Source organism: Corynebacterium sp. SCR221107 (genome assembly GCF_027886475.1).
In the GTDB taxonomy this organism is placed as follows: domain Bacteria; phylum Actinomycetota; class Actinomycetes; order Mycobacteriales; family Mycobacteriaceae; genus Corynebacterium.
The window spans coordinates 2849301-2872823 of sequence record NZ_CP115670.1; the positions used below are offsets into that span (position 1 = coordinate 2849301).

At 55.8% G+C, this 23523-nt stretch carries 19 protein-coding genes and 3 rRNA genes; 7 read left to right on the forward strand and 15 right to left on the reverse strand.

Going from position 1 to position 23523, the window contains the following annotated elements; genetic code table 11:
- The first annotated feature begins 29 nt into the window (after window positions 1-29).
- Window positions 30-662: a DUF6474 family protein gene (locus PAB09_RS12420; protein WP_271033948.1), complete on the forward strand. Its 633-nt coding sequence runs from the start codon at window positions 30-32 to the stop codon at window positions 660-662.
- 938 nt (window positions 663-1600) lie between these two features.
- On the forward strand, window positions 1601-1933 hold the full coding sequence (locus PAB09_RS12425) for a histone-like nucleoid-structuring protein Lsr2 (RefSeq protein ID WP_271033949.1): 333 nt from the start codon (window positions 1601-1603) through the stop codon (window positions 1931-1933).
- Between the two features lie 179 nt (window positions 1934-2112).
- On the opposite strand, the gene PAB09_RS12430 is transcribed toward PAB09_RS12425, so the two are convergent.
- Both PAB09_RS12430 and PAB09_RS12435 read right to left on the reverse strand, forming a co-directional pair.
- Window positions 2113-2751, reverse strand: coding sequence for a response regulator (locus PAB09_RS12430; protein WP_271033950.1), 639 nt, complete (start codon window positions 2749-2751; stop codon window positions 2113-2115).
- Window positions 2752-3035: 284 nt separating this feature from the next.
- Complete coding sequence (locus PAB09_RS12435; RefSeq protein ID WP_271033951.1) at window positions 3036-4334, reverse strand: sensor histidine kinase; 1299 nt, start codon at window positions 4332-4334, stop codon at window positions 3036-3038.
- Here PAB09_RS12435 and PAB09_RS12440 point away from each other — a divergent pair.
- Window positions 4333-4932 carry a DUF2020 domain-containing protein gene (locus PAB09_RS12440; protein WP_271033952.1) on the forward strand — a complete coding sequence of 200 codons (600 nt, stop codon included), beginning with the start codon at window positions 4333-4335 and terminating at the stop codon, window positions 4930-4932. The two genes, PAB09_RS12435 and PAB09_RS12440, sit on opposite strands and share 2 nt — an antisense overlap.
- A gap of 165 nt (window positions 4933-5097) precedes the next feature.
- Here the strand turns inward: PAB09_RS12440 and PAB09_RS12445 are convergent, their stop codons facing one another.
- Entirely contained in the window at window positions 5098-5250 is a 153-nt protein-coding gene (locus PAB09_RS12445) for a hypothetical protein (protein ID WP_271033953.1), read from the reverse strand.
- Window positions 5250-6101, reverse strand: a complete 852-nt coding sequence (locus PAB09_RS12450) for a class E sortase (RefSeq protein WP_442873675.1) — start codon at window positions 6099-6101, stop codon at window positions 5250-5252. Before PAB09_RS12450 ends, PAB09_RS12445 begins: the two co-directional genes overlap by 1 nt.
- 245 nt (window positions 6102-6346) lie before the next feature.
- Here PAB09_RS12450 and yidC point away from each other — a divergent pair, with 245 nt between their 5' ends.
- The gene (yidC, locus tag PAB09_RS12455) at window positions 6347-7780 is read left to right on the forward strand and encodes a membrane protein insertase YidC (protein ID WP_271033954.1); all 1434 of its coding nucleotides are present in this window, start codon (window positions 6347-6349) and stop codon (window positions 7778-7780) included.
- Between the two features lie 31 nt (window positions 7781-7811).
- Here yidC and PAB09_RS12460 read toward each other — a convergent pair whose 3' ends face one another.
- The 4 genes from PAB09_RS12460 to PAB09_RS12475 form a co-directional block, all read right to left on the reverse strand.
- Window positions 7812-8447: a TetR/AcrR family transcriptional regulator gene (locus tag PAB09_RS12460; RefSeq protein ID WP_271033955.1), complete on the reverse strand. Its 636-nt coding sequence runs from the start codon at window positions 8445-8447 to the stop codon at window positions 7812-7814.
- 281 nt (window positions 8448-8728) lie between these two features.
- Entirely contained in the window at window positions 8729-8995 is a 267-nt protein-coding gene (locus tag PAB09_RS12465; protein WP_271033956.1) for a GlsB/YeaQ/YmgE family stress response membrane protein, read from the reverse strand.
- Window positions 8996-9046: 51 nt separating this feature from the next.
- The gene (locus PAB09_RS12470) at window positions 9047-9946 is read right to left on the reverse strand and encodes a universal stress protein (RefSeq protein WP_271033957.1); all 900 of its coding nucleotides are present in this window, start codon (window positions 9944-9946) and stop codon (window positions 9047-9049) included.
- Window positions 9947-10326: 380 nt separating this feature from the next.
- Window positions 10327-10470, reverse strand: a complete 144-nt coding sequence (locus PAB09_RS12475) for a hypothetical protein (protein ID WP_271033958.1) — start codon at window positions 10468-10470, stop codon at window positions 10327-10329.
- Between PAB09_RS12475 and PAB09_RS12480 the strand changes: the two genes are divergently transcribed.
- The gene (locus PAB09_RS12480) at window positions 10463-11461 is read left to right on the forward strand and encodes a pseudouridine synthase (RefSeq protein ID WP_271033959.1); all 999 of its coding nucleotides are present in this window, start codon (window positions 10463-10465) and stop codon (window positions 11459-11461) included. The two genes, PAB09_RS12475 and PAB09_RS12480, sit on opposite strands and share 8 nt — an antisense overlap.
- 44 nt (window positions 11462-11505) lie before the next feature.
- Here PAB09_RS12480 and PAB09_RS12485 read toward each other — a convergent pair.
- From PAB09_RS12485 to PAB09_RS12505, 5 genes are all read right to left on the reverse strand, one after another.
- Window positions 11506-12704, reverse strand: a protein-coding gene (locus tag PAB09_RS12485; protein ID WP_271033960.1) for an IS3 family transposase whose coding sequence is annotated in 2 segments (ribosomal slippage) — window positions 11506-12413 and window positions 12413-12704 — 1200 coding nt in all. Because the reading frame shifts where the segments join, the coding sequence is not laid out codon by codon here.
- A 313-nt stretch (window positions 12705-13017) separates the two neighbouring features.
- Window positions 13018-13134: ribosomal RNA gene (rrf, locus tag PAB09_RS12490) — 5S ribosomal RNA — on the reverse strand.
- Between the two features lie 102 nt (window positions 13135-13236).
- A 23S ribosomal RNA gene (locus tag PAB09_RS12495) occupies window positions 13237-16324 on the reverse strand.
- 467 nt (window positions 16325-16791) lie between these two features.
- Window positions 16792-18314 (reverse strand): 16S ribosomal RNA (locus PAB09_RS12500).
- The 16S, 23S and 5S rRNA genes sit together here, the layout of an rRNA operon.
- A 646-nt stretch (window positions 18315-18960) precedes the next feature.
- The gene (locus PAB09_RS12505) at window positions 18961-19341 is read right to left on the reverse strand and encodes a GntR family transcriptional regulator (RefSeq protein WP_271033961.1); all 381 of its coding nucleotides are present in this window, start codon (window positions 19339-19341) and stop codon (window positions 18961-18963) included.
- Window positions 19342-19864: 523 nt separating this feature from the next.
- On the opposite strand from PAB09_RS12505, the gene PAB09_RS12510 reads away from it, so the two are divergent.
- Window positions 19865-21259 carry an NYN domain-containing protein gene (locus PAB09_RS12510; RefSeq protein WP_271033962.1) on the forward strand — a complete coding sequence of 465 codons (1395 nt, stop codon included), beginning with the start codon at window positions 19865-19867 and terminating at the stop codon, window positions 21257-21259.
- A gap of 83 nt (window positions 21260-21342) precedes the next feature.
- Here the strand turns inward: PAB09_RS12510 and PAB09_RS12515 are convergent, their stop codons facing one another.
- Both PAB09_RS12515 and trxA read right to left on the reverse strand, forming a co-directional pair.
- Window positions 21343-22185 carry a PspA/IM30 family protein gene (locus PAB09_RS12515; protein WP_271033963.1) on the reverse strand — a complete coding sequence of 281 codons (843 nt, stop codon included), beginning with the start codon at window positions 22183-22185 and terminating at the stop codon, window positions 21343-21345.
- Window positions 22186-22470: 285 nt separating this feature from the next.
- The gene (gene trxA / locus PAB09_RS12520) at window positions 22471-22836 is read right to left on the reverse strand and encodes a thioredoxin (protein WP_271033964.1); all 366 of its coding nucleotides are present in this window, start codon (window positions 22834-22836) and stop codon (window positions 22471-22473) included.
- Window positions 22837-23146: 310 nt separating this feature from the next.
- Between trxA and PAB09_RS12525 the strand changes: the two genes are divergently transcribed.
- Window positions 23147-23347, forward strand: a complete 201-nt coding sequence (locus tag PAB09_RS12525; protein ID WP_271033965.1) for a heavy-metal-associated domain-containing protein — start codon at window positions 23147-23149, stop codon at window positions 23345-23347.
- The last annotated feature ends 176 nt before the right edge of the window (window positions 23348-23523 follow it).

Consider the following 23523-nt stretch of genomic DNA (forward strand, 5'->3'; position numbering starts at 1 on the left):
TCGTCGATTGAAGAGGTTGAAAACAAACAATGGGTATCTGGAAGTCCATCCGCAAGGCTCGTACTCAGCGAAAGGCCGAGATCAAGGCCGCCAAGGCTCGTGCGAGGCAGGAGGTGAAGTCGGCTGCAAAGCTGGAGCTAAAGAAGGATCAATTGCTGGCTCGCCAGGAATCCCGCCTCTTGAAGGAGGAGAAGAAGGCGCAAAAGATTCAGCGCAAGCACGAGCTGGCTTTGGCGAAGACGGAGTTGGCACGGCGCCAGGCCGGCAAGTTCAATAAGGATCGAGTGCTGCGCTATGCCGCCGCTACTCGTGCCTTGGCACCGGTGGTGGTGCCACTGATCTATCGCGGCGTGACGACGGTTCGTGAACAGCTCAACGCACAGCGCGCGGCCAAGCTCGGGGTCAGCAGCGACGAACTTGCTTCCTTTTCCGGTTATGGTGCCCCCTTGCAGGCCCGGATCGCCGGCATGCGAAAGTCGGTGAGCGTGTCGTCGTTGCCGAAGGGTTTTATCACCGATTGCCAGGAGCGCCTCGACGAGCTTTCTGAGGCCGTCAACAATGCCGAGTTCATGGGCCCTGAGCAGCGCGTGCGGGCGCACCGTAGCATCGCTAAGGACTTGGATGCGCTTGGCCAGCAAATCCAGGAAAAAATTGAGAACTAGGGTTTGACCACCGCGTTCACGCATCGAAGCTTAGAAGCGATCCTCATTGCGATCCGCCTGCGCCGTTTGCCGGCCGGGCGGATCGTTTCTTACACACTCTCGGCTTTGCTCGCTTTCCGACGTCTACAGTATGTGGCCTTAATTATCGGGGCTGGTCGTCGATTCTGATTACATGGGCTAAAGGGCTAGCCGATTCCCGTAGAATTCTAAGCCACCAACCCACATAGAAACTTACTACTCCGATATTCCCGAGCGATTACCGCAGGCTCCCGCCCCGGATAACGCGCAAACCCTCGAACGGACAATATAGGCCGACTTCCATGCGCACCCCTTGGCCACGGCCTCAATGCCGATAATGTCTCCACGCGCTCGCCGGTGGCGAATTTATCCCCCAGAAAGGCTACCACCCCTTTTCCCAGGCATGCTGTACGCACACTCCCACATAAAGACTGCTCCACCTCTTTTATTCCCCTTTTCTCGCCAACTTCCCGCAGATCAGCACAGCAATTCCCCCAGCCCCTTTTTCGCGCTTTAATTAATATGTTCATTAATGGGCGTCATTTTTCATTCGAATTGGACGAGGCATTCATTTACCTCCTTTTTCTTAGCAATAATTCAGTGACGTTAATCCCAGGACGCCACAAAGACAGAGGAAACTTCAACTTTTAATCCCCACAAATGGGAAAAATTGAATATACTTCAAAAAGAATTCAAAATTCGCCGTTAACAGAGCCTAAAAGTTGAGAAATTGATAGTTCGCTTTTCTTCCAACTTCCACTTAATTGCGAGCATTGTCCAAGTTGCCCCCCCCTTATTTCTGGGGCATTAGAAAACTTCAGTTAATCAACCAATAGGATGGTACGAGCGATTCGATTTTCAATATTTATAACTATAAAACGAGTTTGTTGGCTGCAGAATAGAAAATTAGGTAGTACATAATGGCACGACGTGAAGTAACCCAAATCTTTGATGACCTCGACAACAAGCCTCTTGACGAGGCCGAAGTTCGAGTTATTCGTTTCGCCGTCAACGGCACCGACTACGTCCTCGATGTCTCGGAGAAAAACGCCAACCGCTTCTACGAAGTCATCGGTCCCTATGTTGAGGCAGCCCGCAAGGTACCGAGCATCCGAACCCATAAAGGTGGCGCGGTGGCCGCATATGATCCTAAACAGGTTCGCGAGTGGGCCACCCGCAATGGCTACGCCGTTGCGCGGCGTGGCAAGATTTCTCAGGAAATCATCGACGCCTACCTCGCAGTCAACAGCTAAGACCGCCAACGCCAAAGCTGTCCTCAATCCAGACCCAAGTGCAAGCCAATCCGGTATCCAATCAGATTCGACCAGCTAGACCCTGGTCGTCGGAAAGCATCCCCCACGTAAAACCACCGCACGCAAGTCCGTTAATGGAAGCACGTGCGGCGGCGTCGATCCTAATCGAGACGCACCCTTTATAAGACCCCTTGTTCACGGGCAGCAGCAACCGCCGACGTCCGCGAGCGCACACCCAGCTTGTCGTAGATGTGGACAAGGTGCGATTTCACGGTAGCCTCAGACAACAACAGCAGACGTCCAATATCTCGGTTGGATGACCCACCTGCAACGAGCTTGAGGACCTCGAGCTCGCGCGGGGTTAGGCTGGTGCGCGGGGTGCGTACGCGAGTCATAAGCCGGTTGGCAACGGTTGGCGACAGCGTGGAGTCCCCTTCCGCTGCCGAGCGCACGGCGGCGAGTAACTCATCCGGCGGGGCATCTTTGAGCAGGTATCCTAAGGCACCGGCTTCGATTGCGCCAAGAATGTCGGCATCAGTGTCATAGTTGGTGACTACGAGCACGTGTGGCGGCTTGTCCATGGTGCGCTTGATCTCAGCGGTGGCATCAGCGCCCGTGGCCAGTCGCGTGCCCTCCACGCCCGCACCAAAGCGCAGATCCATGAGGATGACGTCGATTCCCCCTGCTTGGGCCGCTGCGATGGCTGCCTCAGCGGTGGCGACTTCGCCAATGACTTCGATATCCTCGGCAGATTCAAGGACTGCGCGCAAGCCCATGCGGACGATCTCGTGGTCGTCGGCCAGCAACACTCTGATCATAGGACCCCGGTTTAGCCTTTCATGTCGATTCTCAACCCCACCCAGTCTAGCCTGATTCATACCTCAGATTGATAATCTCCTAACCTTTCGGAGGAAAATACCCCTCCCCTTTGAATAAAATCGATCAGGATCGAGTCCCGGCACATTCATCGTCACCGCTGGCGCGGTGCCTGGTGCTTACCGACGCCCCCAGCGCCGCACGCAGTCCCGGTTCTCCTGCCAGTCGCCGCTTCTTTGGCTTCCGCGCCATTGACCCAGCAGTTTCTAATAAGGATCGCCCGCAACTATTTTCCCTGCTCCGCGGTATTCACTTGAGCCGCGTAAGACGGTGCAGCGTTGGCTTGTTGATCGTCGATCGGGATTGAGATCGACAAGGCGGTCCCCTCTCCCGGGGCTGATTCGACCACGAGGATTCCCCCCTGCTCTTTGGCGCGTTGCCGCATGGCGTTGAGCCCGATATGGCCGAGACCGGCGGGGCGTTCGTCGATTTCCTTGGGATCGAAGCCATCGCCATTGTCGACGACATCGAGGCGGACCTCATCGTCCGCATAGGTCAAGGTGACATGGCAGCGTGTCGCGTTGGCGTGCTTGGACACGTTGCCGAGTGCGCCCTGGCCGATCCGCAGCAGTGCCGCTTCGGTGCGCATGGGCAGCTGACGTTCTTCGCCTTCGACCTCGATCGTAACTTCGGGCCCCACGATGTTTTCGGCCACGCGGTGGAAGGCTCCTTCGAGCGAGGTCTTCGACAACGCCGCGGGTTGCAGGGCGGCGATCATCGCTCGGGCTTCTTGGAGGTTATCCGCCGCTGTCTTGCGGGCAAGTTCCATGTGATTAAGGGGGCCTTGCTTTTCTTCCTCGCTAAGCCCCGTTTTTTCCACTTCTGATTCGGCCACTCGCAGCAGCATTTGGATGCTAGACAGACCTTGGGCCAAAGTGTCGTGGATTTCGTGTGCGATACGTTGGCGTTCAGCGGTCACGCCTGCCGCACGCTCGGTTTCGGCGAGCTGCTGCCGGGTTTCAATGAGCTCATTGATGACCTTCTCGCGGTCTGCGCTGGCCCGCCATAGGGCAAGGAAGGTCAGGTGGATGCCCACGCATACCATCGCAGAGACGGTTGGCCCCATGACCGATCCCATAGTGAAGTGCCCCCATTGACTACCTATGACAACGGCGTTGGCCACCAGTACGCCAACGATGCCCCAGGCCCCCGGCAGCACGCGCATGAACAAGAAGAACATGGAGAATACGAGGTAGAGGGAGACTGGCAGCATAACTACCAGCAGCACCCAGACGAAAAAGACCACGGCGAGGCTGGCGAGTTGCTGGAATCGTGGGGCTGAGAGCACCACACAGTTGCTGTATGCCGCAGCAAAGGATGCGAGCAGTAAGACCACCAGCAGCGCCGTGCGGCGTTCCATCCCGACGATGCCCCCGAGGCAGGTGAGAAGCAGCACGGCAGTAAAGACGTTGACGGCGGTGCGAAACGCGGCAGCGCCCGGTTGATTCTCATAGGCGCGGGATCCCGCAGGTACAATTGGCCTGAGATTTCGCAAAATTGTCTGAAGATCTAGGCTGAAATTCATGAGTCGTACCTTACCGTTTCGCCGTGTCCGTGTGGTCGTGGCCACTGTCATTGCCGGTGTGATCCTTACAGCATGTGGTTCCGGCAGCGAGGATGTCGCCTCCGATGCCACCGATGCCATTACAACCGATGCCACCGGCACGGGCGAGGCACCCGTAAGAGATTCCGGCCTGCCTTTTGATGCTATGCCGGAGGTTCCTGAGGGTAAAAATGGTTTCGTTGAGTGCCCCTATCTGGATAGCACCTTTGTCGCCGACACCAATGGTCAGCGCATGACCGCTCAAGGCATTGACACGCGCTTTGACACCCCGGCATGCGTGTTCTGGTCGTATCCCGATGATCCGCAGGCGACTGTGATCGTGCGCCACATGCCTTCGACCGAGGACGCGATCAAGGTCGTCGATTGGGCCGCCCCGATCAACTCGACCGAGCCAGCCGAAGAGCCCGCTGGCTGGTCCGGGGGTCGCATCGGCAACGAGCAAGGCGCGATCTATGCCGTGCAGAAGGACTCCGTGGCCGTGGTCGTATTCTCCAATCAGGAGCAGTCGCTGAAGGCCGAGTTGCTGGCCAAGCAGGTCATTGCCAATTTGGGCCTGTAGATCCTGATTACTACTCGCTTTCCGACGCCCGCCGGCGCACTTATCCGGCCATATTCTTAGCCGTTGCGGCCGCCGTACTTGAGACGTCGGCAAGCACGATCGACGCCCCTCCCCAGACAACCGTTACGGTTCAAAAGGGGCGCCGATCCTCATTGACCAGCCGCGCTAGACGGCGACCTCGTTGTACGGCATCAGCGCCGATACCCAGGGAAAAACAACCTCCATGAGCAGGAAGAACACCGCTACAAAAAGCGCCAAGAACACCATGGTCTTGACATACCACGGGCCGGGTATTGCCCGCCAAAGAAGTCCATACATTAGCTTTCCTCCAATACTGCCGGGCGGGTATTGCTGCCATCTTTAGGAATCTGTTCTGTGAGCATGCCGTGGACGATCATTCTCTCCGCGTTGGAGAACTGTGGGTGGCAGGTGGTGAGCGTAATAAGCTGCTGCCAGGTAGGATCCGGCGTTTGGTCGGTCTCTTGCCACAGGTCAGTTCCGGGGATAGCGGAGATGGTCGATACGTCACCTGGGGTGGTGATATACCTGCCGGCGACGTTCGCATACGCCCCCGTGGTCACCATTTCTTGCTGTTCTGGGCTTAGACACGAGGCGTCCGCGCGCCGCTGCTCGCCCGTGGAGTCGATCGGCAGGATTCGGTACACGTTCCACGAGGTTTGCGTTTCGACGACAATCGCGTCGCAGGTATGCAGGTTGCCCAGATCGTTAAACGGCGCCCCCTTTCCCACGCGGTGGCCGGCGACAGCAAAGTTGCCTGGCACCCCCGGCATCGGCGTATTGGTGTAGTGACCAGGTCCGATCTCAAGGTTGGCGTCTTCTACCCCCTCTACGATGGCGAATTGGAAATCCGAACCGAAGCTGGGAAAATACATGCGTGCGAACGCATCACCAAGCTCCGGGGTGATCTTCTGCCTAGGGTTGACCCGCTGCTGCCACTGTTCGTCGAGTTTTTCGTCAGCCTGGGCCTGCATCTTCCCGGATTCGATGTTGGTCCAATAGGACTCGTAGAAGGCAAACAGGAACACGATCACGCCGAGGGTCAAAAGCAGCTCGCCGAGAACCTGGAGAAAATCCGGCCGCCGACGCGTGGCCGTTCCGCCAGTAGGCGCGGCGCGCTTCGGGCCGCTGTCCGGTGCGCTATCAGTCAAAGTAGGTGTCCTTACCAATCATTTTCTTAAGTATTCCTCATCTATGGCTCTCCCCAAATCTTAGTCACAAGACCATTAATCACCACATCGATTCCAATTGCCAGGTGCTTCCCCACCGCGCGTAGCTCACCTTGTATGCCCTTGCTTGCCGACGCCGCCTAGGCTGCTGCCACTCCCATCTTCGGGCCCGTCACCGCTTCTTTATGTCTAGTGGCATGCTCATTCACTCACGCAGTCCTTTTCCTGTGTCTGCTGCGGGTTGGGAGGTCTCCTACCCCATTGGCTACGATTTCATTCGAGTGGTCGATCAATCAGGATCGACGACGATCACCAGTCATCGCACTGTTGCAAGTTGTATCCACGAGCCCCGCGCGAAAGGCGGCCTTACTGCCATGCTCGAGTTATTCATTTATCCCGTTTCTGCGGTGATGAAGGTCTGGCACCTTCTGCTGCACAACGCATTCGGCGTAGAGGAATCCATGGCATGGACGCTCTCACTATTTGGGCTCGTTATCACCGTTCGCGGCATTATCGCACCTTTTAGCTGGATGCAGGCAAAAACTGGCCGCTTAAGTGTCCTTATGCGCCCTAAGTTGCGGCAATTTGAGGAGGAGTACAACGCCAACCCCACGGCTGAGACGCTTGCGCACTATAACAATCGCAAGAAAGAACTTCGGGAGGAATACGGCTATAACGTGGCCGCCGGATGTGTCCCGGCACTGATTCAAATCCCCGTCTTCCTCGGCCTTTATCAGGTGCTGTTGCGCATTGCGCGACCAGCCGAAGGGCTCAACGCCGCCACCCACGAACCCATCGGGATGCTTTCTTCCCAGGATGTCACCTCGTTTACTGCCTCGCGCTTCGGCGACATCCCGCTGGCTGCTTATGCTTCGCTTGGCAACGAGCAACTCGCCCACATGGGAACGACTGCCGCCGCCGTCCAGGACTTCGTCCATCCGCTCGTCCTTGCAGCTTGCCTGTTCACGTTCACCAATATGGTGATCTCGGTGTGGCGCAACTTTTATTCCATCGATCACGATTCACCGTCGGCGATCCACATCAACCGGTTCCTCATTGTCAGCATCTTCCTGGCACCGTGGGCGATTTATTCGGCGGGCACCAGCGGTCCTATCCCGGTGGCGATCATCCTTTATTGGGTGGCCGGCAACCTGTGGACGCTGGTGCAGAACTCGATCGTGTTTGCTGGTATCCGCATGAAGTACCCCTACGATGACGAATACATGGCCTTTCACGCCGAGCGCCGCAGCGCCATGAAGCAATCACGATCGCTTCGTTTTAAGACTACATGGCGTAAGCGCATACTTCGCCTCACCAGCGCATTTAGTAGTTCAGCCCGGGAGCAACTGCTTGAACTCAATGAGCAACGTCGCGAAGAAAAACAGGCCGCACGCGACTTGCAGAAAAAAAAGTCTAAGGCACAGCGCGAGTATTCACGGCAGCTTCGTGACAAGCGCAAGCAGGAACGATTAGCCGTCGATCCTGATTCCACCCCGGGCCCTGCCAGCGACGAAACCGACGCCTCAGCGAAAGCAGCGCCCGGCGAAAAGCCGGAAAGCGCAGGGCAGGGGGATGCTCATCACGAGAATACGGGTACGGGGCAATTAGAATCGACGAACGATGACCTTGAGCAATACAAGGGTAAACACGCTACCGAATAGAGCGAAAACGCCGATGGGGATCGAGCAGTATCTAGATGGAATAGTCGGCAGGCGGTGCAGAAAGCAGCTGCACCGCCAGTTGGCGGGCGGTTTTCAGCGATTCGATCGAGCGGTTGAGTCGCCCACCTGCCAGACCGCCGTCGAGGAAAATCATTAACTGCTGAGCCTGCGTGTTTCCTGGGTAGCCATTCTTTTCCTCCAGCAAAGCGGTCAGCGTATCCAAACACCATTTGCGGTGTGCTAAGACTGCAGCGACAATTCCCCGCTCGGAATCGGTTTCCGGCCGTGGGTATTCGCTGGCAGCATTTTGAAAATGCGAGCCTCGGAAGTCCTTTTTGGGTTCTTCCTCAATACACTGATCAAAAAAGGCGAGGATCTTATCCGCCGGATCGTTCATCCCAGCGGTGCGAGCCGCGTAGTCCTCGCGCCACTTAGAATCGAGCGCCTCAAGATAGGCAATGACTAGCGCGTCCTTGCTCCCAAAGAGCGAATACAGGGATGCTTTCGCCACATCGGCTTCCCGTAGAATGCGATCGATGCCCACGACACGAATCCCTTCGGTGGTGAACAGCCTGGTCGCGCTTTCCAGAAGACGCTGGCGGGGGCTTGGACGGTTTCGCCTCTTCGTCGCGGTTTTCGCCGATTTGTTCGCCTTGTCCTCTGCCACAGTGCCCGATCCTTTCTTCAAATGACGCCCGCATTCGCGCGTGCTGCGCGCTGTCCTAAGCTGCACACTCCACTATATACAAACCGGTTGGTCTATTTCATCTCCACCAGTTTGCGCAAAAGAAATCCACCCCATTCGTGGATGGTGATCGCGATCGGCGCCCGTAGTCCCCGAGCGCCCAGCGAAACCGCTTGTGCTTCCCGACGCCCACAGGTTAGAAACACATTGAAGGGCCGTAGCCATCGATCCCGATCGCTACGGCCCTTACGACGCGTTAAAGCTTACTTCTTTCTGCCGCTTATCAGCTGCAGCAACCACAAGAAGATCACTGCACCGAACAGGCAGGTCAAGAAGCTGAAGAAGAACCCGCCGCCTTCGACGTCAAAGCCGAAAAGCTGCAGAACCCATCCGCCCAGCAGGCCACCAACGATACCCACCACCACGTTCGCCAGAATGCCCATTTGAGCATCTTTGCCGCGAATCTTGGAGGCGATCCAGCCGGCGAGCCCACCGATGATGATCCAGCCAATTATTCCAATAGATAGCATGTCATTCGCTCCACTCGTCGATTCTGATTGAATGCCCTGCGCGGGCAGCCATTATTTATCGGCGCCCGGGCGCACGACAACCATCGGGCACGGCGCGGACTGCAATAGTGCGCGCGAGGTCGATCCTAGCAGCATGCCGCGGAACCCGCCGCGACCGTGGGAACCGACCACGAGGAGCTGCGCCTCCTTGGAATTGTCGACAAGTGCACGGATGGGACGATCGCGGGTGATAACCATCTCAACCTCTACGTCCGGGTACTGCTCGAGTAGCGGTGCCAGACGCTGCTGCAGCAGTTCAGTTTGTTCACGCTCGATTTCGGTCCACTCCTGTTGCGCAGCAGCAAGTCCCGCTAGGGACGCTTGGACCTGCATATCCATCCACGTGTGCACGGCAACGACCTTCGCGCCGCGAGCCGCAGCTTCCGCGAAGGCGAACTCGGTCGCCTTTTGAGAGATGTCGGATCCGTCCACGCCCACGACCACAGGGCCATACTTGTTGGCCTCGGTGACGTGATTATCTTCGCGAACTACAACCACCGGGCAATGCGCGTGGCTGACCACTGCACCGGAGACCGAACCCATTACCATACCGGACAGGCCACCCAGTCCTCGCGATCCCATAACCAGCATGGTGACGTTGTCGCTCATCTCAAGCAACATGTCGATAGGGGAGCCTTCCGCGATGGTGTAGCCGATCTTGATATCCGGGGCTATTTCGTGGGCGATTGTGCGCGCCTCTTCGATCTTCTCCATTGTCTCGTTCTGGAGTTCATCGAAAAGCTCCTGCGGAGGCACCATTCCTTCGGCGTAGAGGAATTGTGGCATGGTGTAGGCTGCGGCGAGACGAAGCGGAACACCTCGCTTGAGTGCGGTGTTAGCCGCCCAACGCACTGCATTCTTGGAGGCGCTGGACCCATCGACAGCAACAACAACGATGTCTTCGACAGTCATTATTCGACCTTTCTTGTGTGCACCAGGCAGCGGCCCGAAGCAGAAACCCGCTTCGTTGGCCATGCCCGAACAGCGGGGGCGGAGACCGGGAGTAGAAGCCCCCGGCTAACTAGCACCTTCCATTGTATCGCCATATTTCCACCCATCCAGTCTGGTTATGACCAATTAGGGTATGTTCATACCAATTGCGGTTTTCTTTGCCCTTTGCTTCGCTGCTTACCGACGTCCATAGGCCGCAGGTTCCCCGAGCCCTTCACCCCCACCTGCGCCCAACCACGCAGGGGCCAGAACGCACTTGGGCGCCCATTCAGGATCGACGCCCTCCATGTCGGCGATCCTGATTGAGCGGCCCAGCGAAAGAACGAGACCCGTGCGTATTCTTATGCGCCCGGAGTCAACGAGGCAGCCTCTGCGTTGGCCGGGTACAGCAGGGCATAGACGACCTTCAAGAAGTCCGCAATCATGGCTCCAACGCCGGTGCTAAAGAATTCGAGGATGGGGTTCAAGATAGCATTAATGTCCATGAGCAAAAGGGTAGTACAGATTGCACGCGAACACCCACCTTTACCCATTAAGAATGGGCTCAATCCTTCGCGCGCGCGGGTTCCCGAGGAATTTGATGGGATCCCTGCATTGGATTTCCTGTGGCATTTGATCTCTACCCAACGCCGTCGCAACCCCAGCGATGATATTTCCGCGGCTCGATCGCGATTCAACGCCGATGAGGTGCTAGTGACCTCTGGGCACAGAGGGTGGATTATCGGCCCGACAACACCGCTCGAGGCCGGGCAGGACTTATGGTTTTATCGCACTCCTCTGGAAGAACCAGAAGTACCCTTTAGCTGCTCGATCCTATTCGAAAACGACCGCATTCTCGTAGTTAACAAGCCTCCGTTCCTTGCCACTATGCCCAGGGGCAAGCACATCACCCAGACGGCAACGGTGCAAATGCGCCGCTCGACCGGGATTGAGGATCTTGCCCCAGCGCATCGCCTCGACAGGCTCACCTCAGGCATCCTCGTGTTCACCAAGGAACGCAAGTACCGGGGCGCCTACCAAACGCTTTTCGCGGAGCGAAAGGCAAAGAAGACCTATGAGGCCATAGCACAATCAGATTCGACGCTTGTACCAGGCACCCACTGGCGTCACCGTATGGAAAAGATCGCAGGCGTCATGCAGGCCAGCATCATCGATGGCGAACCAAACGCCGAAACAGTCCTCGTCGATCAGCAACTTCTTTCCCCATCCGATCAGAAACGACTACAGAAGGCACACGGCGTCGATTACGATCTAGCGCGCTATACGCTTGCACCTTTGACCGGCAAGACGCACCAATTGCGCCTCCATATGTTCACCGCCGGAGTTCCCATTCTCGGCGACCCAGCGTACCCGATCCTTCTTCCGGACGTTCCCGACGATTTCACCAAGCGCATGCATCTGCATGCGTGTTCCTTGACGTTCATCGATCCTTATTCAGACGAGCCAGTTGAGTTTTGTGCTGGGGATGTTTGGTAGTGGGGTGGGGCCCGACCCCCGGATAGTAGACACAGAGGATTTAATCAGGAAGCAGATTTCAGGATAGCAGGGCCGCGTTCCTCAAACACTGCAGGAGTGAGATATTTACACCAGGAATGCCGGCGAGTGGTGTTATACCTGGTGCACCAGCGGAAGACATCCCGGCGGCAGATCAACTGGTTGGCAAAGGTCCTGGAATCTTGAAGGACTTCTCTCTTCAGGGCCGCGTTGAACGACTCCGCCAACGCGTTATCTGCACTGGTACCAACTGATCCCATCGACTGCCTGATCCCCAACTTTTTGCAGGTGTCCTGGAACGCGTTCGACGTATAAACACTGCCGTGGTCCGAGTGGAAAATCGAACCCGCAAGGCTCCCGCGCTGGCCCTTAGCCATGGTCAGCGCATCCTGGACCAAGCTCGTGCGCATGTGGTCCGCGATAGAAAACCCCACCAGCCTGCGGGAATAGCAGTCAATGACCGTGGCCAGGTACATATTCGACCCATCCGCGATCGGCAGATAGGTAATGTCGCCGACATAGAGCTGGTTAGGCTTGTCGGCGGTGAATTTCCGGCCCACCAGGTCAGGAAACACCGGGGTCTTTTGATTCGAGACGGTGGTGGTGACCTTGCGTTTCTTCGTGTATCCGAAAAGCTTCAAGGACTTCATGATCCGTGCGATCCGCTTGTGGTTCACAGGAGTCTGATCATCCTGGTCTTTGAGTTCAGCCGTGATCCGTTTCGCACCATAACAACCGCGTTCGGCGGTGAAGACCGTCTTGACCCGAGCACCGAGGATCGCATCGGACATGAGACGTTTTCTACGAGTTGAACTGCTGTTTTTCCATTTGTAATACGAGGACCTGTTGAGCTCCAGGACCTCACATAACCGCTTGACCGAATGGTTTTTCTGGGCGTCATCAACGAACCGGAAGCGGATCACCAGTTCGTCTCTTCCGCGAAATATTCCGCAGCTTTCCGCAGGATGTCACGTTCTTCTTGCAAGCGTTTAACTTGGCGTTCCAGCTGTCTGATCCGTTCGGCTTCGGTCACCGACATCGACATGGATGCCTTCGTGGTGGCTTTGCTCCGGACTCCCGTCCCGTACTTCTTCAGCCAGTTATGTAGGGTAGCGCGGTTGATCCCGAGATCTGCGGCGATGGTTTGAATCGAGGCGCCCGGGGAGTTCTCGTAGAGCGCGACGGCGTCGCGTTTGAACTCCTCTGTGTAGGTCTTGCTTGGCATGGTGTGGAGATTACCTTTCAGTCCCAGATTGTTGGGATGTTAGGTGTCTACCAAACGGGGGTCAGGTCCGTGTTTGCTTTCCGACGGTTCAAGTCACCGGTCACCATGGTGTTGTGGGTCTAGGTGGGTTTGTTGGTGCCTGGGGTGGATAAGTCGTGGGTTGTGGAAGTTGGGAGGGGTCAACAACGTTTACGTGGTTGATTCTTGGGCTTGCATTTTTGGCTGGGGGGTGTGCGGGTGGGTATGCGAAAAAAAGGGCCCTCACCGAGTTGTGTTCGGTGGGGGCCCTTTTTTTGCTTTTTTGAAGTTTTAGTGTCGGCGGTGACTTACTCTCCCACACCCTCCCGGGTGCAGTACCATCAGCGTGATTGGGCTTAGCTTCCGGGTTCGGAATGGGACCGGGCGTGTCCCCAATGCTATGACCACCGACACGTGTTGTTGGAACTATAGGTTGTTTGTTGGTGTTGGTGTTGTGTTAGATACTGCATAGTGGACGCGGTGTTTTTGTTGTTGTTTTGTTTTTAGCAGGATGTTTGTTGTTTGTTGGTAAATTAGTACCAGTCGTCTGCACATCTTGCGATGCTTCCAACTCTGGCCTATCAACCCCATAGTCTGTGGGGTACCTCGAGTGAAACCTCATCTTAGAACAGGCTTCCCGCTTAGATGCTTTCAGCGGTTATCCCTTCCGTACGTAGCCAACCAGCGCTGCTACTGGCGTAACAACTGGCACACTAGAGGTACGTCCGTCCCGGTCCTCTCGTACTAGGGACAGCCTTCTTCAAGTTTCAACGCGCGCGGCGGATAGAGACCGAACTGTCTCACGACGTTCTAAACCCAGCTCGCGTGCCGCTTTAATGGGCGAACAGCCCAACCCTTGGGACCTACTCCAGCCCCAGGATGCGACGAGCCGACATCGAGGTGCCAAACCATCCCGTCGATATGGACTCTTGGGGAAGATCAGCCTGTTATCCCCGGGGTACCTTTTATCCGTTGAGCGACACCACTTCCACACGTAGGTGCCGGATCACTAGTCCCTACTTTCGTACCTGCTTGAGCTGTCACTCTCACAGTCAAGCTCCCTTGTGCACTTACACTCAACACCTGATTGCCAACCAGGCTGAGGGAACCTTTGGGCGCCTCCGTTACATTTTAGGAGGCAACCGCCCCAGTTAAACTACCCACCAGGCACTGTCCCCAACCCAGATCATGGGCCAAGGTTGAGGTGCTCAATCCGATCAGAGTGGTATTTCAACTTGCGACTCCACACCACCTAGCGATGATGCATCAACGTCTCCCACCTATCCTACACAAACCGAACCAAACACCAATACCAAGCTATAGTGAAGGTCCCGGGGTCTTTTCGTCCTGCCGCGCGTAACGAGCATCTTTACTCGTACTGCAATTTCACCGGGCCTGTGGTTGAGACAGCAGGGAAGTCGTTACGCCATTCGTGCAGGTCGGAACTTACCCGACAAGGAATTTCGCTACCTTAGGATGGTTATAGTTACCACCGCCGTTTACTGGGGCTTAAATTCTCCGCTTCGCACACCGCAAGGGTGTGCTAACAGGTCCTCTTAACCTTCCAGCACCGGGCAGGCGTCAGTCCGTATACATCAACTTCCACGTTTTCGCACGGACCTGTGTTTTTAATAAACAGTCGCTTCCCTCTATTCTCTGCGACCACCACCAGCTCAATCAGTCTGTCACCAGCAGTGGTCCCCCTTCTCCCGAAGTTACGGGGGCATTTTGCCGAGTTCCTTAACCACAGTTCACCCGAACGCCTTAGTATTCTCTACCTGACCACCTGTGTCGGTTATGGGTACGGGCCATGTACACACTCGCTAGAGGCTTTTCTCGACAGTATAGGATCACCAACATCCCCAACAATGGGTACGCATCACGCCTTACCCTTATATGTGATACGGATTTACCTATATCACGGGCCACACGCTTACACCACAATCCAATAAGTGGCTTGGCTACCAACCTGTGTCACCCCATCACTTGGCTACTACCAGATCAGGTCCCACGCACGCCCACCACAGATACAACAAGTTGCATATTGTGATGCTTGTGGGTGGTTAGTATCCCCGATTCACCATTGGGCGCGTATACACGGGTACCAGAATATCAACTGGTTGTCCATCGACTACGCCTGTCGGCCTCGCCTTAGGTCCCGACTCACCCTGGGAAGATTAGCTTAACCCAGGAACCCTTAGTCATCCGGCGGATATGTTTTCCACATATCATTCGTTACTCATGCCTGCATTCTCACTCGCACACACTCCACACCATCAAGTTACCCAGGTGCTTCATCGTCGTGCACGACGCTCCCCTACCCAACCAACAAACAAATGTTGATTGCCGCGGTTTCGGCGGTGTACTTGAGCCCCACTACATTGTCGGCGCAGAACCACTCGACCAGTGAGCTATTACGCACTCTTTCAAGGATGGCTGCTTCTAAGCCAACCTCCTGGCTGTCTTCGCGATCCCACATCCTTTCCCACTTAGTACACGCTTAGGGGCCTTAACCGGCGATCTGGGCTGTTTCCCTCTCGACCAACGGAGCTTATCCCCCGCAGTCTCACTGCCGTATTCTGACTTCACTGGCATTCGGAGTTTGGCTGACATTGCTAAGATTGTGGTCCCGCTCAACCAACCAGTAGCTCTACCTCCAGGAAGAAACACACGACGCTGCACCTAAATGCATTTCGGGGAGAACCAGCTATCACGGAGTTTGATTGGCCTTTCACCCCTACCCACAGCTCATCCCCTCAGTTTTCAACCTAAGTGGGTTCGCGCCTCCACAGCATCTTACTGCTGCTTCACACTGGCCATGGGTAGATCACCCCGCTTCGGGTCCAGAACATGCCACTAAAAACACCCTCGTTAGGATTCGCTTTCGCTACGACTACCCCACACGGGTTAACCTCGCGACATGCCGCTGACTCGCAGGCTCATTCTTCAAAAGGCACGCCATCACCCCACAAAAGAGGCTCTGACGGATTGTAAGCACACGGTTTCAGGTACTATTTCACTCCCCTCCCGGGGTACTTTTCACCATTCCCTCACGGTACTATTCCGCTATCGGTCAACTTGAGTATTTAGGCTTACCGGGTGGTCCCGGCAGATTCACAGCAGATTCCACGAGCCCGCTGCTACTCGGGGACACCAACAACACAACCAACACCACCTTCACGTACGGGACTCTCACCCTCTACGGCAGGTCATCCCAAACCACTTCCGCTAACAGCATTGACATTGCGCACCCAGCTGGCAGACCAGGAACAGTTGAACCCCACAACACCACACACACAACCCCTGCCAGGTATCACATGCACATGGTTTAGCCTCATCCACGTTCGCTCGCCACTACTAGCAGAATCACAATTGTTTTCTTCTCCTACGGGTACTGAGATGTTTCACTTCCCCGCGTAACCCCCACACCAGCTATGAATTCACCAGTGGGTAACCGCACATAACCACGGCCAGGTTTCCCCATTCGGACATCCTCGGATCAACGCTTTATTGGCAACTCCCCGAGGCTTAACGCAGCCTTACACGTCCTTCATCAGCTCAAGCTGCCAAGGCATCCACCGTGTGCCCTTAACCAAACAACACACACACAAAAAATTGCCAAAGACAAAAAATACTAAAAACAAAGAACAAGAAAAAAAAATTAATTCTCACCCCACCCACACAACACACAGTCATGCAGGCACAATGAAATTACATCGCGTCCACTATACAGTTCTCACACAACACACCCCACCACCACCAACCACCCACACCCCACAAAAAAAGAGGCACAAAAAAAGGCAGCAGTAGCAGCAAGGCCACCAGAAACACACACATGCATGTTCCAGACACCCAACAGCACACCAACACACACAGTTTGAGAAACACAAAAAACCAGGACTGCAACACACAAGGTGGTGCGTATCATCCAGTCGATGCCACAAACCCCAACACCAGCCACACCCACCGTGTGGCACACATTCGTGTCGGGGTGGCGTGTTCCACCCGGATTAGAAAAAACAAATGGTGACTAACCAGCCACCAACACAAAAAAATATATGCTCCTTAGAAAGGAGGTGATCCAGCCGCACCTTCCGGTACGGCTACCTTGTTACGACTTCGTCCCAATCGCCGATCCCACCTTCGACCACTCCCTCCCCACAAAGGGGTTAGGCCATGGGCTTCGGGTGTTACCAACTTTCATGACGTGACGGGCGGTGTGTACAAGGCCCGGGAACGTATTCACCGCAGCGTTGCTGATCTGCGATTACTAGCGACTCCGACTTCATGGGGTCGAGTTGCAGACCCCAATCCGAACTGAGGCCGGCTTTCAGCGATTCGCTCACCCTCACAGGCTCGCAGCGCGTTGTACCGACCATTGTAGCATGTGTGAAGCCCTGGACATAAGGGGCATGATGATTTGACGTCATCCCCACCTTCCTCCGAGTTAACCCCGGCAGTCTCTCATGAGTCCCCGGCCGAACCGCTGGCAACATAAGACAAGGGTTGCGCTCGTTGCGGGACTTAACCCAACATCTCACGACACGAGCTGACGACAACCATGCACCACCTGTATACAAGCCACAAAGGGAAAGACCATCTCTGGCCCAGTCCTGTATATGTCAAGCCCAGGTAAGGTTCTTCGCGTTGCATCGAATTAATCCACATGCTCCGCCGCTTGTGCGGGCCCCCGTCAATTCCTTTGAGTTTTAGCCTTGCGGCCGTACTCCCCAGGCGGGGCGCTTAATGCGTTAGCTACGGCACAGAAGTCGTGGAAGACCCCTACACCTAGCGCCCACCGTTTACGGCATGGACTACCAGGGTATCTAATCCTGTTCGCTCCCCATGCTTTCGCTCCTCAGCGTCAGTTACTGCCCAGAGACCTGCCTTCGCCATCGGTGTTCCTCCTGATATCTGCGCATTCCACCGCTACACCAGGAATTCCAGTCTCCCCTACAGCACTCAAGTTATGCCCGTATCGCCTGCACGCCCGAAGTTAAGCCCCGGAATTTCACAGACGACGCGACAAACCACCTACGAGCTCTTTACGCCCAGTAATTCCGGACAACGCTCGCACCCTACGTATTACCGCGGCTGCTGGCACGTAGTTAGCCGGTGCTTCTTATACAGGTACCGTCACCAAAGCTTCGTCCCTGTCGAAAGAGGTTTACAACCCGAAGGCCGTCATCCCCCACGCGGCGTCGCTGCATCAGGCTTGCGCCCATTGTGCAATATTCCCCACTGCTGCCTCCCGTAGGAGTCTGGGCCGTATCTCAGTCCCAATGTGGCCGTCCACCCTCTCAGGCCGGCTACCCGTCGACGCCTTGGTAGGCCATTACCCCACCAACAAGCTGATAGGCCGCGGGCTCATCCCTAACCGAAAAAACTTTCCACAACCGACACTAAACGATTGTCCTATCCGGTATTAGACCCAGTTTCCCAAGCTTATCCCGAAGTTAGGGGCAGATCACCCACGTGTTACTCACCCGTTCGCCACTCGAGCACCCAGCAAGCTGGGCCTTTCCGTTCGACTTGCATGTGTTAAGCACGCCGCCAGCGTTCGTCCTGAGCCAGGATCAAACTCTCCACAAAAAACAAGAAAAAACATTCTCATTCAAAAAAGGTCAGGAAAGCCTGAAACCAGACAAAAAACAAACAACCAGCCCACAACACAACAAAATGTGTCGCAAAAATGATTGTCCAAAAAAATAGATGAAAAAACATGTGTGCCGCCATCCGACGAGGAAAAACACGACACACAAACACGTCAAAGAAACAAAAACCATTCCCCAACATGCATCATCAACCAGCATTAATATTTCACAAGCAAGCAACTACTCGCCGGCCACACCAACACCAACCAACAACACACACCACAAGAAACAATCCCTGCTCCCCAAACAAAGCAAACCACAAAAAAGTGATTCACCAGTGCATTGGTACACTATTGAGTTCTCAAACAACATGAACACACGACAAACACGAAACAAAAACTCATTGAAACCCGTTTGAACGCGGTAAGAAAAAACCTTACACAAAACAGCTTCACACTGTCAAACACTGTGCTAAGGAACTTTCCTCGACCTTACGGTCATCCATCCCTACCAGCGCCTTCCCGGCTGCCGTAGCGACTCGCACTAAGTTACACACCACCACGAAACTTCGCAAACCCCCAGCTCACACTCCACAATGCATAGCACGCCACCCTCACCCCACACGTCGGAAAGCAAAAAGACCGCTATCGATACAACCCGCGCGACTCAGCAACCCGATCAAGTAACTCATGAATATCTGCACGCGGAAGCTCCAATCGAACGGCTTCATCGACAAGTGGCACCAGAAAATGCTGCGTAAATTCTTCGCGGCGGCGCCCCTGAATCTTGGATGCAGCATCTTTTGCCACGAACATTCCGATCCCTCGGCGCGGTTCGAGGGTCCCCTCGGCCACAAGGAGTGCTAGACCTTTGCGCGCGGTGGCGGGATTGATGGAATGGAAGCGAGCAAGCTCGTTGGTCGATGGTGCCCGTTGGCCAGCTTTCAGTTCTTGACTGACAATCGCATCCTCAACAAGGGAGGCGATCTGCCTATACAAGGGTGCTTCTATAACTACCGGTGACACTTGACTGTTCCTTCACTTGTCCGAGCACTCTTTTCACCACGCCGGACATGCGGGTGCCATGTCATCTCATCGCCTATCGACACGGCAGGGACCTCCACATCCTGGAAGGAGTTTTCTAGCGGTCTAACACCTATCTGGGTTGGTTAGTTACAAGTGTAACTAACCCTGCTCAACCTCGGAGCACCTCCTTCTAAGTCAATATTTCGACGGTCCTGCTTGAGTACTGGCGGAAGGCAATCCGTATTTTGCCTATCCGTGCCATGAATCCCATGAGTGTGCACGGCAATCACGAAGCATTGTCTCCTCCGTTTTTCGCCCCTCACCTTGACGCCGCATTTTGACAGCTAGCGCCCGCGGATTCTTACACCCGTCCATTCCCCTTAATTGTTCTCCATTTGCCTCACAGTACTTCGTTGAGCTGGGAGTTTGCTAAGCCTATCGACGTAGGCCACCTAAATAGGGCATGCTAGAAAGCGCATAAACCTACTTTATTTTTAGATTTTGAAACGGAATATCAGGAGCCATGCTTGAACGCACACAGATTTTTGTGGATACCAGTTATCTACTCGCTAGCTTTTACAACTCATGGGAGATTGGCGCCCGCGCGCAATTAGAAATTGACCTACCCGAGGTCGTGGCCACCTTGGGATTAATGGTCACCAACCAGCTCGGCCAGCCGGTACATCGTCAGCTTTGGTATGACGGCATTCCTGATTCTGGTCCGCACCGCTATCAGCGCGCGCTTCGCACCTGCGAGGGTGTGCAATTGCGTGCGGGTCAGCTTATTGAATGGGGGGATCGTCGTACGCAAAAGGCGGTCGACACCCGCCTCGTTGCGGACATGGTTCTTGCCGGTGTGCGCCGCGATTTCACCGATCTCGTTCTAGTCTCGGGCGATGCCGACATGATTCCTGGGGTGCAGGAGGCCGTCAACGCCGGCGTCCGGGTCCATCTTTATGGCTTCGGCTGGGATTCGATGTCTTCGGCGCTTCGTCACGCGTGCGATTCAACGACGATCCTGGATCCGCGCGAGGACTTTGCCGAATGCATGCAGCTTGAGGTACTCGAAGGCCCGCTGCCACCGGTTATTCGAATGCCGGACAACGAAGGCCCCCAAGACAATTGCGAAGCGAAGGATTCCGAAGAAAGCCCTGCAGAGCGAGCTGCGGATCTTGGTTCGCAGCGTCCGGCCGACACCAGCGAGCCGGCCGGGGCACCCAGCCCCGGCGTTATCAAGGTGGCCGCCGAAAAGCCTACGCTTTCCGACGTTAACCTGTCCGAAGACGAACTGATTTCTGCCGCCCGCCCGGTCGCACCGCGTCCTGGTGAGGAGGCATTGAGCGCGGAAGACTGCACGGCCGAGCGCCAACAAACCGCGCCTTCTTCGGTGCCGAAGCCGGGTGCACACCGCACCATCACGGTGACGTCGACGCGGGAAGAGTCCCTCGAGGTCTCCGTCGAGACCGAGACCGGTGATGCAGACCCCTCTGCTTCTGGTCAGCAACCAGGCGAAACCCATTCCGGCGAGGATTCCACGGAACACGCACCCGCCGAACAGGCCAAGCCGACACCACCGAGCAAGCCCACGCCCAACCCATCGATGATGGCTCCTCGGCGCAAACTCCGCTCACGCTATGTCCCGCTGCCCAACGAAGTGTGGTCATCTGCCGGTTTTCAGACACCTTTCGACGTCGGGCAGCAATATGCGGTGTGGTGGTATGAAAACGCCGCTACCAGTGAGCAGCGCGATTCCGCTCATCTTTTATCCGGTGGCGGCCTCCCGCCGGAGATCGATCGCCCGTTGCTGCAGTTTGCCTGCGAGACCCTTCACGAGTACACGCTTACCGAGAGTCAGCGCGTGAGCCTGCGCGACGGCTTCCACTCCGGCATCCGCGGGGTGCTGCTTAGCGGTCGCTAAGTCATAAGCCAACACCAAACCCCCAGTTCTCTAGACATCAAAACGGGTGTCGAATCGGGGTTTTTGGTTTGCTTGGCCACCTGTTACTTCTTGTCTTCCTCGACCGGCTGCGCCTCGATAACATGTTCGTCGGCATCGGGATCGGCTGGCTTGTCGAGGGCTGGTGCGTCCTTCTTACCTTCGAGGGCCTGGCCGCCAGCGGTCTCGTTGCGCATCGCTGCACGGATCTCCTCGAGGCGACTGGCTGCCTTGAAGTCTGCACCGCTTGCTTCGATTTCGGCCATGCGTCCATCCATTGTGTGCTGCGTCAGTTCTTGGGCACCGAGCGCGTTGGAATAGCGACGCTCGATCTTTTCGCGAACGGCATCGAGGGTGGGGACGTCATCGTCGGGTGCGAGGGCGTCCATCTGGTTCATGGCCTTATTTGTGGTCTCTTGCATCTTGGTCTGCTGGACTTGTTGGGTCAGCTGGTCGATCTGCGCCATATGCTCTGCCAGGCGGGCCTCGGATTGCTTGACCTGTTCGCTAGCCTGCTTCGCGGCCTGGACAGCCTGGCCGTGCAAAGTCTTGGTTTCTTCAAGCTGCTGTTCGACATTAACCAGCTGGCTGGCATAGATCTCTGCGGCATTGCCGAACTCGGCAGCCTTGGCGGCATCACCCTCGAGGTTGGCTTTGTCGGCTAGCTGGAGGGCTTGGCGGGTGCGGTCGGTAATACTCTTTTGCTCCTCGAGAAGGCGATTGAGCTTCATCTCGAGTTGGTTGCGGTTTCCGATCACAGCCGAGGCCTGCTGTGCAATCTGCGCATGCTGCTCTTTAGCGGCGTCCGCTGCTTGCTTAATCTGGATGAGCGGATCCGCGTTCTCATCGATCTTCTGATCAAGGGAAGCGGTCAGATATTTCCAGCCTTTGGTAAATGGGTTTGCCATGGTGAGCCGTCCTTGAGGTGTTGGTGCCGTTTTGTTGGGCTTCGCCAGTTGAAGCAAGTCAAAACCAGGCGTCGCTGTAACAACCAAGCTTAATGACTTATGAGCATAGATGTCGGAAAGCAAGAAAATTATGTGTGCCTAAAACCGGCCAGCCGCTGGCCTCGTGCACCCCCAGTTGGCCAGATTGATAATGCTCCCCCACCTTGGCGTCGGAAAGCGAAGCAAAGCGCAACCCCGGTGCCACCGCAAACAACGACGGTGACACCGGGGTAAAGGAAGGCCTTTTTATGCCTGGTTCTGCTCAGCAACCTTCGCGCGAACCTCATCCATATCCAGGGCCTTGACCTGGGAAATCAGATCCTCAAGTGCCGCCGGGGGAAGGGCGCCGGCCTCGCGGTAGACGAGGATGCCATCGCGGAAGGCCATCAAAGTAGGGATGGACTGGATCTGCAATGCCGCAGCCAGACCCTGATTTGCCTCGGTGTCCAACTTTGCAAATACCGCGTCCGGGTGGTTTTCCGAGGACTTCTCAAAGGTCGGTGCGAATGCGCGGCACGGGCCGCACCACGATGCCCAGGCATCAACGAGGACGATGCCGTCCTGGGTCACGGTGTTTTCAAAGGTGTCCTCTGTAACAGCAATGGTTGCCACGAATTTGCTCCCTTGGGTTGTAGTAGTTGGGCCTATTGGTCCGTTCTATAGAAGCCTAACCATACAAGACTGAAACTTATTCCCCACCTCTTTTCCTCGTATTTCGCGGTCGTGTGCTTCGCCGCCGCATGCCGGAGTGGCCATACGCGAGGAGCCTATGCAACGCAGCTCTACTACCTGGTTCGATTTTTGGTCGGGTGTGGCGAAGATGACGTTTAAAGACCCCCGGACACCACGCGATAATAGGTATGCGCGCTAAGCTGTTGTGGTTATTAACCTATGAGTTAACCCCGTGAAAGGACCTCACATCATGACCAAGAATTACTACGTGGAGGGCATGACCTGCGAACACTGTGTCGCAGCTGTTACTGAGGAGCTGGAAAACGTCGCTGGCGCCCAGGGTGTAGAGGTCGATCTTGCCAGTGGCCGCGTTACCGTCACCGGCGAGGACTTCTCCGATGCTGATGTCGCGGCAGCCGTCGCGGAGGCCGGATACGCGCTCAAAGAGTGAGCGAGCTTTCTTATTGTTTATTTCAGCCACGATCGGTTCCCGCCGGTCGTGGCTTTTTGCTTTCCGACGCACACCGCCCCAGACCGACCCAGCGCGTGCCAGGCGGATAGCTCCACCTTGCTGCTACCCCCGAGTCTTAGGATGAACATGTGATGAGCTCACCAAATCTAACTGGG